Source organism: Streptomyces sp. NPDC031340 (genome assembly GCF_055569945.1).
Map to the genome: position 1 here is coordinate 70,071 of NZ_JBVIIE010000002.1, position 10,048 is coordinate 80,118.

Genomic DNA, 10,048 nt, shown 5'->3' on the forward strand with positions numbered 1-10,048 from the left:
AGTCACCGGCCCGGACCGACCGGACTGCCTGGAGAGCGGTCATCGCCGCCTGTGTAGTGGGTGAGGGTGTGGTGGGGGGCCCAGCCTCGGGTCCGGGCCTTGGTGGTGTCCAGGGTGAGGGAGCCGGTCAACTGGTGTACCGCGTAGGGGGTGAGGAGCGGCTGGGTGTGCGGGCGTAGCCGGGCGAATGCGTGGGCGGCCTGTGCGGCGGCGACGGCGACGGGCGCGGGGACGTGGCGGATCCGTGCGCTCATGCCGTGGGCGCGCAGGACGTCCCGGATCGCCTGGTCGCGGTCGTAGGGCGCCGGGTCGGCGATGTTGTAGGCGCCCGGCGGCCAGCCGGCGGCGGTCAGGCACGCTTCGGTGAGGTTCTCCACGGCGGTCAGGCTGAGCGGGGCGCTGGGGCCGGGCAGCAGCAGCACTCCCCGGCGGACGCGGGACAGCAGCCGCGGTACGAGGTGCGGGTCTCCGGAGCCGTAGACGGCACGTGGGCGCAGCACGACGGAGCCTGCGGCGAGTGCCAGGATCTCGGCGGCTGCTTTGGTGCGGCCGTACGCGTTGAGGTGGCCTCCCACGGGGTGTTCCTCGGTGAGGGGTGTGCGGGCCGGGCCGGGTGCGTAGACGCTGGCGCTGCTGACGTACACCACCGGCCGGCCGGCGGCGGCCTCCAGGAGCCGGGCCGTGCCGTCGACGTTGACGGCACGCATCGCGGCCTCGGCGGCGGAGCCGGGCGGCGGGTCGCCGACCGCCGCGGCGCAGTGCACCACGAGGTCGGCACCGGACAGGTCGGGCACCTCGCGGGTGGCGTCCCAGGGGATGTGCCGGCCCGCCGGGCCGGGGCGGCGTCCCACGCACAGCACGTCGGCGCCCCGGGCCGCTGCCGTGGCGGCGACGTGGGAGCCGCAGAAGCCGCTCGCTCCGGTGACGGCGATCGTCGTCATCGCTGCTCCTCGGGAGCGAGAGTGGCGCGGACGGTGAGGGAGCGCCAGCCGGGCAGGGCCGAGGCGCGGTCGGCGCGGGCGTGCACCACGGTGGGCCGGTGAGGGGCGAGCGCGGCGAGCAGGTCGTCGAGCTGGGCGCGGGCCAGCCGGGCTCCCGGGCAGGAGTGGGCGCCGGCACCGAAGACGAGGTGCGCCACGGCGGGTGGTGCGGGGCTGACGGCGTCCGGCGGGGCCGAGTGGGCCCGGGCCGCGTGCCGGGCCACGAGAACCAGCCGGTCGCCGGCCCGGACCGGGCATCCGCCGAGGTCGGCGTCGGCTGCGGCGACGCGCGGCAGCAGCGGGGACGGCGCGATCACGCGGAGCAGTTCCCGCACCAGCGCCGGCCGCAGCCGGTCGTCGGCGGCCTGGTCCCACAGCGCCGCGTCGGCGCACCAGGCCGCGGCGCGGGGGAGGGCGGCCACCGTGGTGGTGACGGCGGCGACCGCGAGCATCGCCCGAAGGCCCGTCTCCTCGGTCTCGCCGGGTGTGAGCAGCTCTTGCAGCCGCGCCGCGGGCTCGGCTGCCCCGCGTGCGGCGCCGGGCAGCCGTGGCCCGGGCAAGTGGTCGCGTACGGCGGCGGCCGCGGTGCGGACGGCGGCGTCGGCGATGTGGTGCGGGTCCGCGTGGGACTCGAGCAGCGCGCGGACGGTCGCTCCGGCCAGCTCGTGCGCCACCGGGACGAGGTCGACGGCGCGGCCGGCCGCGAGCGGGGCCAGCCGGCGTTCCAGTACCTCCCGCCAGACCGGCCGCAGCCGTTCCACGCCGGCCGCGCCGAGACCGTCCGCGACAGCGCGGCGGGTGTCGCGGTGGCCGGTGCCTTCCTGGTCGAACAGGACGGTGCCGGCGGACAGTTCCCGTGCCGCGCCCGCGGTGGTGCCGGCGGCCGTACGGTCCAGCGGTACGCGGGTGAGGGCGTGGCGGAAGGGATCGCTGCCGTGTATCAGCAGTGTTCCTCCGATCCTGGTCACCGGCCTGCGGCGGGTGGCTGCGAGCAGCGCGAACAGGAGGGGATGGGAGCGGGTGTACACGCGCCGGTCGCGGCGGCGTGCCGCCCGGAAGGCGGACGGGCCGGGCCGCGGGACGGTCGTCATCGGACATGCACCTCTCTTTCGTCGGCGGGGCGGTAGCGGCGGTCCCAGCACCACAGCAGCGTCCGGCGGGCGCCCCACGCCCGCAGGCGGCGCAGGCTGGTGTGGACCACCATCCGCTCGGCCCGCGCGATCCGGTCGCTGTGCTCGCGCGCCCGGTTCAGGAGGACGACGTCCTCGGGCGGCCCCGCCAGCGGTGTGCGCGGCGTGCCTCCGCAGCGCAGGTAGAGGTCGGCCGTCACGGCGAGGTTGTGCCCGTGGCACAGCACGTACGGGGCGCGGTAGCGCGAGTGGCGGTGTTCCCGGCGCCACCGGCCGTACAGTGCCGTCGCCCGGATCACCGCCGGCAGCAGGTACCGCTCGACGGGCGAGGGCCGCTCGTCGGCGCGGGGGACGCTCCGGCCGCAGGCCAGTTCGGTGCCCCGCCCGAGTTCCGCGCGTACCTCGGTGATCCAGTCGGCGGCGGGCAGGCAGTCGGCGTCGGTCCGGGCGAGCAGCGCGGCGCCCTGTCCGATCGCGTACCGGAATCCGGTGTCGGCGGCCGCCCCGGTGCCCGCCTCGTCCTCGCGGACCAGGTGGACGCGGAACGGCGCGTCGGCGGCGAAGCGGCGTACGACGTCCGCGGTGGCGTCCGTGGAGGCGTTGTCGACGACGACCAGGGTGAAGCGGGTGTCGGTCTGGGCGGCGAGCGCGGCCAGGGTGGCGCCGATCCCGGCCTCCTCGTTGAACGCCGGCACCACCACCCACAGGGGCGCGTCGTCCCCGGCGGTCATCGGCGGCCGCCTGCGGCGAGGCGGGCGGCGGCCAGGCGCGAGGCGGCGGCGCGGTCCGGTTTGCGGGAGCGCCCGGACAGCGGGATGTCCGCCAGCAGGACCGCGTCCGGGCGCGCGGACCCCATCCGCCGCAGCGGCCCGGCCAGCGCGGCCCGCAGCGCGGCCGGGTCGGTGCCCGGGCTCGGCTGGACGACGGCGACCAGACGCTCGTCGCCGTCGCCGGCCTCCACCCCCACCAGCAGCGCGCACTCCACGCCCGGTATGTGCAGGGCGGGTTCGTACAGGCCCGGGTAGATGTTCTCGGCACGCCTGAGCACCATGTCCTTGCAGCGGCCCTCCAGCACGATCCGCCCGTCGTCCAGGTGCGCCCGGTCACCCGTGGCGATCCAGGGGTCCGGCTCCTCGCCCAGGTAGCGGTCGCGGGCGGCGGGCCCGGACAGCAGCAACTGGCCCGTGGCATCCGTCCGGGCCGCCACTCCGGGCAGCGGGGCGCCCACCAGGTCGCCCTGCCCGGTGAACGCGGCCTTGTCGGCCTGCTCCACGGCGGCGGCGGGGAACAGTTCGGTCAGCGCGTACACACCCCATGCCTCGTGTGCGCCCGCCTGCTTGACACGGGTCAGCAGGTCGGCACTGACGGGCGCCGATCCGGTCCACACCCGCCCGGTGAAGCGGGCCTGCCGGGCGAGCAGGCGGCGCAGCTGTGGCGGGGTCAGGTAGGTGAGCTGCGGGTCCAGCCGGGCGAGCTGCCGGGCCAGCACGCGCGGCGGGCGGGCGGGCAACGCGACCGGCGCGCCGGCGGCGAGGGAGGGGACGAGAACGAAGAACGTACCGCCCAGGACGGGCCGGCCGGCCCCGGGCCGGGCCAGGGCGGCGACCGCGGTCATGCCGGCGGCGAGCGAGGAGCGGGTGTGCACCACCGCGCGCGGCCGGGAGGTGGTGCCGGAGGTGAAGACGATGACCGCGTCGCCGTCCTCGTCCACCGGGCGCGGCGGGACCATCGGCGCGGCACCGTCGTCCAGGGCCGGGGCGCAGCCGGGCAGCCGCGGCCCGACGGTGGCCACCGGGCCCAGCTCGTCCAGGTCGGGCAGGGCCAGACGGGCGTGGCGGGCGAGCCGCCGGCCCCATCCGGCCACCGCCTGGGCTGCGGCGTCGGCGAGGACGACCTCGGGCCGGGCGAGGGCCAGCCGGGCCCGCAGCACGTCCGGTCCGGCGCCGGGGTCGAAGACCGCGGCCCGCGCGCCGAGCCGGTGCACGGCGAGCATCACGGCCACGGCCCGGACGCCCGGCCGTACGGCCACGCCGACGGTGCCGCCGCGGGTGATGCCCCGCCGGTGCAGGGCGGCGGCGTAGCGGTCGGCGAGGTCGGCCAGGTCCCCGCGGGTGGCCTTGACGCGTACCGCGCCGGTGCCGGTGGTGCCGAGGACGGCGGGCCGGTCCGGGGCGGTGCGGAGGGCGTGGTGGAGTGTGTCGAGCATCAGCGGGGGTCCTCCGTGTGACGGCCCGGCCCCTTGTCGAGGTACCAGCGTGCGGTGCCGAGCAGTCCGTAGGCGCGCAGCCGCCGGGTGGAGTTCTCCACGACCATGTCACGGGCGTGGACGACGGCGGTGGTGTGGCGGCGGACCCGGTTCAGGAACAGCCGGTCGGTGGGGGAGGGGCGGCGCGGCATGCCGCCGACGGCTTCGTACAGGCCGGCCGTGACGGCCATGTTGTTGCCGGCGTGCATCCGGTAGGGGGTGAGGTAGCCGTGCCGGCGCCGGTGCGCGGGGCGGATGCGGCCGAAGAACGCGGCGACGCGGACCAGCGTGCGGAAGGCGGCGCGCCCGACCGGTCCGTGCTCGTCACGGCGCGCGTCGATGCGCCCGCACACCAGGCCCGCGCCCTGCCCGAGGGCCTTGCGGGCCGCGGCCGTCCAGCCGGGGCGCGGCAGGCAGTCCGCGTCGGTCCGGGCCAGCATGGTCGCGCCGTTGCCGATGGCGTAGCGGAAGCCGGTGTCCACCGCGCAGCCGGTGCCCTTCTCCGGCTCGCTGAGGACGTGGACGGCGAAGGGGGCCCAGCGGGCGAAGTCGTGGACGACCGCCGCGGTGCCGTCGCTGGAGGCGTTGTCCACGACGACGAGCGTGAAGTCGCGGTCGTGCTGCGCGACGAGCGCGTCCAGTGTGGCGCCGATCCGCGTGGCCTCCTGGTGCGCGGGGACGACCACCCACAGGGCGCTCATGACTTCTCCCAGACCATCGTCATCATGCTCACGCCGCCGCCCAGGCCCACGAACAGCACCCGGTCGCCGGAGCGCAGCCGTTCGTGGACGAGGTCCAGTTGCACGCCAAGGGTGGCGCTGGCCATGTTGCCGAACCGGGGGAGGGTGACGACGAGCCGATCGCGCGGGACACCGGTGAGCTCCACGAACCGTTCCAGGTAGGGCAGGGTCACCTGGTGCACCAGGATGTGACGGAAGTCGTCCCAGGCCAGGCCGGTGCGCTCCCTCATGCGGTCCAGCACGGCGGTGCCGGCCTTCTCGAATATCGCGCGCAGTCCGGCCCCGTCGCCGGTGAAGTACGTGTGCTCCTCACTGCGCGGGTGACGGGATCCGCCGCCGAAGATGCCGCCCACGTGCCAGTGCTCGGAGTGCGTCTCGGTGCCCACGTCGACTATGCCGCCCCGGTCCACCGCCTCGAGCACCACCGCCGCCCCGGCGTCCCCGAAGGTGTAGCCCGCGAAGCCGTCCCGGAACTGGCCCAGGCCACGGGGGGCGTACCGGACGGCCCGGCTCGGTGTCTCCCCCGTCACGACGAGAGCGCGGCGGGCGCGGCCGGCCAGGATCATCGACCGGGCCGTGTCGATGCCGTTGACGAAGCTGTTGCACGCGTTCGTCACATCCAGCGCGTGTGCGGCGGAGCCCAGCTCGGCCTGGACGACGTGGGCGGTCGCCGGTTCCGCCATGTCCCGCGTGGCGGAGGCGAACACCAGCAGATCCACGTCGTAGGGGGCGAGTCCGGCCCGGCTCAGCGCCGTGCGGGCCGCCCGCACCGCGAGCGTCGAGGCGTACTCGCCCTCCGCCGCCGTCCGGCGTGAGGTGATGCCGGTGACGCGTTCGAGCATCCGGTCCGGCAGCCGGAGCCCGGACTCTTCGGTGATCCGCTGCTGCAGTTCCTGGGACGTCACCTCGTGCCCGGGCAGGCAGGAGGCGACGGCTGTGATGCCCGCCCGGAGGCCGGGGCCGCGAACCAAGTGGTCTTCGTGCATGGACGGAGGCTAGGAGCCGGACGGGACGGCGCGCCTGAGCACTCGTACTCATCCGGCATAGGTGATCGGACAGCGCTGCGGCGGGATCCGATCACTCTCACTCCGGCGCTCGCGATGATGTGTCGGAGATTACAGAACGCTCGTATCGAGGACCCGGTGCACCGGGTGCTAGGGTGAGCATGATCGATCTTGATCACAGGATTGTTACTTCCTGAGGATGCCGCCGTCATCGCTCCGTGCGATGCCACGGATGGCAGCTGCTTGAGGGAAGGCAAGGCCTGGGTTACGCCGTTGGCGTGACCTGGGCCTTTTTTGTTGCCCGAATCCTGGTGTGAGAGGTCGTGGACCGAAGCAGGACGGCGAGAAACAGGGATGCAGGGACGCATCATGACCACACCCGTTGCCGGGGCCGACGCACTGGCGGAGGAAATCCTCCGCGGCGTGGGCGGACCGGAGAATGTCGAGAGCCTGACGCACTGCGCGACACGGCTGCGGTTCCAGCTTCATGACGGCGCGAAAGTCGACCGGGCCGCCCTCGACGCCCTCGACGGCGTGATGGGCACCGTGCCCCAGTCCGGCGACCGCTTCCAGATCGTGATCGGCGGGGCCGTCGCCGGCGTCTACGCGAAGATCGTCAACCTGCCCGCGATGGGCAAGGCCGGCGCGCGCCCGCAGTCGGACGCGGAGGTCAAGGCCGCGATACGCGCGAAGGGCCGCGGCCGGTTCGCCTGGCTGGACAACTTCTTCGAGTACCTCTCCGACTCGTTCCGCCCGCTGCTCGGCGTACTGCTGGGCGCCTCCCTGATCATCGCGATCGCCTCCGTCCTCGACGCGCTGGACGTGGTCGACTTCCGAGCCGCGAACAAGTCCGCCAGCTGGGTGTTCGTCGACGCGATGTGGCGGTCGGTGCTGTACTTCCTGCCGATCATGGTCGCCTACAACGCGGCGAAGAAGCTGAAGATCGACCCGTGGGTGGGCGCCGCGGTGATGGCCGCGGTGATGACCCCGAACTTCACGGGCATGCTCAGCGCGGGCTCCAAGGTCCCCGGCGTCACCTGCTCCACGAACTCCACGCTGGGCACCCAGCAGTGCGTGGCGAAGGTGTTCGGGCTGCCGATGCAGCTGAACGACTACGGCGGCCAGGTCTTCGTGCCGCTGCTGATGGTCGCCCTGCTCGCCCTGGTCTACAAGCGCCTGCAGCGCGTCTTCCCGGAGAACCTGCAGCTGGTGTTCGTGCCGTTCTTCAGCATGCTGCTCATGATCCCGGTGACCGCGTTCCTCATCGGCCCGCTCGGCATCTGGGCCGGCAACGGCATCGGCTCGGGCCTGGCCTGGCTGAACAGCAACGCCCCGATCGTCTTCGCGATCATCATCCCGCTGCTGTACCCGTTTCTGGTGCCGCTCGGCCTGCACTGGCCGCTGAACGCGCTCATGCTGCAGAACATCAACACCATCGGCTACGACTTCATCCAGGGCCCGATGGGCGCGTGGAACTTCGCCTGCTTCGGCGCGACCGCCGGCGTGCTGCTGCTCTCCATCCGCCACCGTGAGCCGGTCATGCGCCAGACCGCCGTCGGCGCCCTGGCCGCGGGCCTGTTCGGCGGCATCTCCGAGCCCTCCCTCTACGGCATCCACCTGCGCTTCAAGCGGATCTACCCGCGCATGCTCGTCGGCTGCCTCGTGGGCGGCGTGATCGTGGGCGTGCTCGGCGGCGTGGACACCAAGGTCTTCGCCTTCACCTCGCTGCTGACCATCCCGGTCTTCTCCCCGGCGGCCGTCTACCTGATCGCGATCAGCGCGGCCTTCGTCACCGCCATGGTCCTCGTCTACGTCTCCGACTACCGCACCCCCGAGGAGCGCGCCCAGGCCAACGCCGAGCGCGACGCCGCCGAGGCCGCCGCCCGCACCGAAACCCCCGCCGAGACCCCCGCCCGCGCCGAGACCGCGGCGGCCGGCGAGCGCGAACTCGTCACCGTCGGCGCCCCCGCCCCCGGTGCCGCCACTGCCCCCGGTGCCGCCACCGGTTCCGCGGCTGCTGCCGCACCCGCTGCCCCCGGCGCCGTCGCTGGCTCGGCCGCGGGGAAGGGCCTCGAGGTCGCGGCGCCCGTCGCGGGCCGCGTGGTCAGCCTCGACGAGGTCGGCGATCCGGTCTTCTCCTCCCGCGCGCTCGGCGAGGGCGTGGGCATCGAGCCTGCCGACGGACACGTCGTCGCCCCCGTCGACGGCGAACTGGTCACCGTCGCCGCCACCGGCCACGCCTTCGGCATCCGCACCGCGGACGGTGTCGAGATCCTCATCCACATCGGCATCGACACCGTCCAGATGCACGGGGAAGGCTTCGACGTCCGCGTCGAGCCCGGGCAGCAGGTCAGCACCGGCGACCTCCTCGCCGAGGTCGACCTCGACGCCGTACGCGCCGCCGACCACCCGACCGTCACCCTCATGACCGTCGTCAACACCGCGGACCTCGCCTCCGTGGAGCCCCACACCGGGCACGACGTCACCCCCGGCACCCCCGTGGTGACCGTGCGGCGCTGACCCCCGCCCATCCGTCCGGCGCGCGCACCCGTCACCACCCGTGACAGGTGCACGCGCCGCGCCGGTTCGGGCAGGATGGGCAACGGATCAGCAGGACGGGCACGGGCAGAACGGACAGAAAGGAGGACCGGCGGTGAAGGCGCTGCGGGTCCTTAACAACAACGTGGTCCTCGCGCGCGAGGAGAGCGGCCGGGAGGTCATCCTCACCGGGCGCGCCATCGGCTTCAGCTCCCGGCAGGGCAAGCGCGTGGACCCTGCGCTGATCGAACGCGTCTTCGTCCCCGTCGACGGCCGCGACCCCGACCACCTCGCCGAGGCCCTCGCCCTGATCAGCCAGGACGTCCTGCACGCCGTCGTGACCGCCCTCAGTGAGACCGGCATCGAAAAGCCCGACTCCACCCGGCCCACCCTCGCCATCGCCCTCGCCGACCACGTCACCGGCGCCCTGGACCGGGCCGCCCGCGGCATCACCATCGACTACCCGCTGCGTGCCGAGGTCCAGACCCTGTACGCCACCGAGTACGCCCAGGCCCGGCTCCTGCTGCAGGCCATCAACAAGCACGTCCACCCGAAACTGCGGTCCTCCGAGGCGACCGCCCTCGCACTGCACCTGGTCAACGCCGGCTTCGTCTCCGGCGACCTGTCCTTCACCTACACGATGACCGGTGTCATCCAGCAGATGCTCGCCGTCGTACGGAAACGCTACGGACTGGACGTCTCCCACGACTCCATGAGCGCGGCCCGCTTCATCACCCACGTCCGCTACCTCTTCGTCCGCATCCAGCAGCACCGCCAGCTCAAAGGCCAGGAAGTCACCCTCGGCAAAGGCATCCGCCAGCACTACCCCGTCGCCACCCACACCGCCCAGCAGCTCGCCACCGTCGTCGAACTGCGCCTGGGGGAGCGGCTGACCGAGGACGAGGTCTCCTACCTGGCCCTGCACATCGCCCGCATGACCATGGACGCCGACGGCAACGCCGCGTAGGACGTCCGAGCTCGAGGGCCTTGCCCTCGCTGCCGTCGAGCGCATCGCCGGTGTCGAGGCGGTCGTCGGCGTCGAGGCGGTCGGTGGCGTCCAGCAGGTCACGCATCCGGTCCAGGGTGAAGCCGAGCGGGTTCATCCCGCCGGATGACCATGAGCCGGGCGACGTCGGCTTCGGTGCGGAGGCGGAACCCGGCCTGGGACCGGGCGGAGGGGATGACCAGGCCCCACTGCCGCCGCTCCGGGACCGATGGCGCCCCACGGCGACGATCCGATTCTTGCAGGGCAGTGGGATCGGGGCTGTGGCCCGGTGACCCTCACCCACGGCGACCGCCGAGCGACCGCGGCAGGCTGTCGTCCCGGCCCGGGGGGGGGGGGGGGGGGGGGGGGGGACCCGGGGGGGGGGGGGGGGGGGGGGGGGGGGGGGGGGGGGGTTTCTCTGACCCG

General features: G+C 74.1%; 8 protein-coding genes and 1 pseudogene. 2 read left to right on the top strand and 7 right to left on the bottom strand.

Annotation, left to right across the window (positions count from 1 at the left end):
• Window positions 1-2 precede the first annotated feature (2 nt).
• The 6 genes from ACZ5GT_RS01745 to ACZ5GT_RS01770 are packed head-to-tail and all read right to left on the bottom strand — an operon-like array spanning window position 3 to window position 6,081.
• Window positions 3-941 (bottom strand): NAD-dependent epimerase/dehydratase family protein, encoded by a 939-nt coding sequence (locus tag ACZ5GT_RS01745; protein ID WP_469012668.1) that lies wholly within the window; start codon window positions 939-941, stop codon window positions 3-5.
• Window positions 938-2,071: a cytochrome P450 gene (locus tag ACZ5GT_RS01750; RefSeq protein ID WP_469012669.1), complete on the bottom strand. Its 1,134-nt coding sequence runs from the start codon at window positions 2,069-2,071 to the stop codon at window positions 938-940. Before ACZ5GT_RS01750 ends, ACZ5GT_RS01745 begins: the two co-directional genes overlap by 4 nt.
• Window positions 2,068-2,841, bottom strand: a complete 774-nt coding sequence (locus tag ACZ5GT_RS01755; RefSeq protein WP_469012671.1) for a glycosyltransferase family 2 protein — start codon at window positions 2,839-2,841, stop codon at window positions 2,068-2,070. Before ACZ5GT_RS01755 ends, ACZ5GT_RS01750 begins: the two co-directional genes overlap by 4 nt.
• The gene (locus ACZ5GT_RS01760; RefSeq protein ID WP_469012673.1) at window positions 2,838-4,316 is read right to left on the bottom strand and encodes a class I adenylate-forming enzyme family protein; all 1,479 of its coding nucleotides are present in this window, start codon (window positions 4,314-4,316) and stop codon (window positions 2,838-2,840) included. The genes ACZ5GT_RS01755 and ACZ5GT_RS01760 overlap by 4 nt, the downstream gene beginning before the upstream one ends.
• Window positions 4,316-5,056 carry a glycosyltransferase family A protein gene (locus tag ACZ5GT_RS01765; protein WP_469012678.1) on the bottom strand — a complete coding sequence of 247 codons (741 nt, stop codon included), beginning with the start codon at window positions 5,054-5,056 and terminating at the stop codon, window positions 4,316-4,318. Before ACZ5GT_RS01765 ends, ACZ5GT_RS01760 begins: the two co-directional genes overlap by 1 nt.
• On the bottom strand, window positions 5,053-6,081 hold the full coding sequence (locus ACZ5GT_RS01770) for a 3-oxoacyl-ACP synthase III family protein (RefSeq protein WP_469012682.1): 1,029 nt from the start codon (window positions 6,079-6,081) through the stop codon (window positions 5,053-5,055). The genes ACZ5GT_RS01765 and ACZ5GT_RS01770 overlap by 4 nt, the downstream gene beginning before the upstream one ends.
• A 387-nt stretch (window positions 6,082-6,468) precedes the next feature.
• On the opposite strand from ACZ5GT_RS01770, the gene ACZ5GT_RS01775 reads away from it, so the two are divergent.
• Both ACZ5GT_RS01775 and ACZ5GT_RS01780 read left to right on the top strand, forming a co-directional pair.
• Complete coding sequence (locus tag ACZ5GT_RS01775) at window positions 6,469-8,619, top strand: glucose PTS transporter subunit IIA (protein ID WP_469012684.1); 2,151 nt, start codon at window positions 6,469-6,471, stop codon at window positions 8,617-8,619.
• A gap of 133 nt (window positions 8,620-8,752) precedes the next feature.
• Window positions 8,753-9,604 (top strand): PRD domain-containing protein, encoded by an 852-nt coding sequence (locus tag ACZ5GT_RS01780; protein ID WP_469012689.1) that lies wholly within the window; start codon window positions 8,753-8,755, stop codon window positions 9,602-9,604.
• 46 nt (window positions 9,605-9,650) lie between these two features.
• Here ACZ5GT_RS01780 and ACZ5GT_RS01785 read toward each other — a convergent pair.
• Window positions 9,651-9,828, bottom strand: a pseudogene (locus ACZ5GT_RS01785) (MerR family DNA-binding protein); the annotation flags it as partial.
• Between the last annotated feature and the right edge of the window lie 220 nt (window positions 9,829-10,048).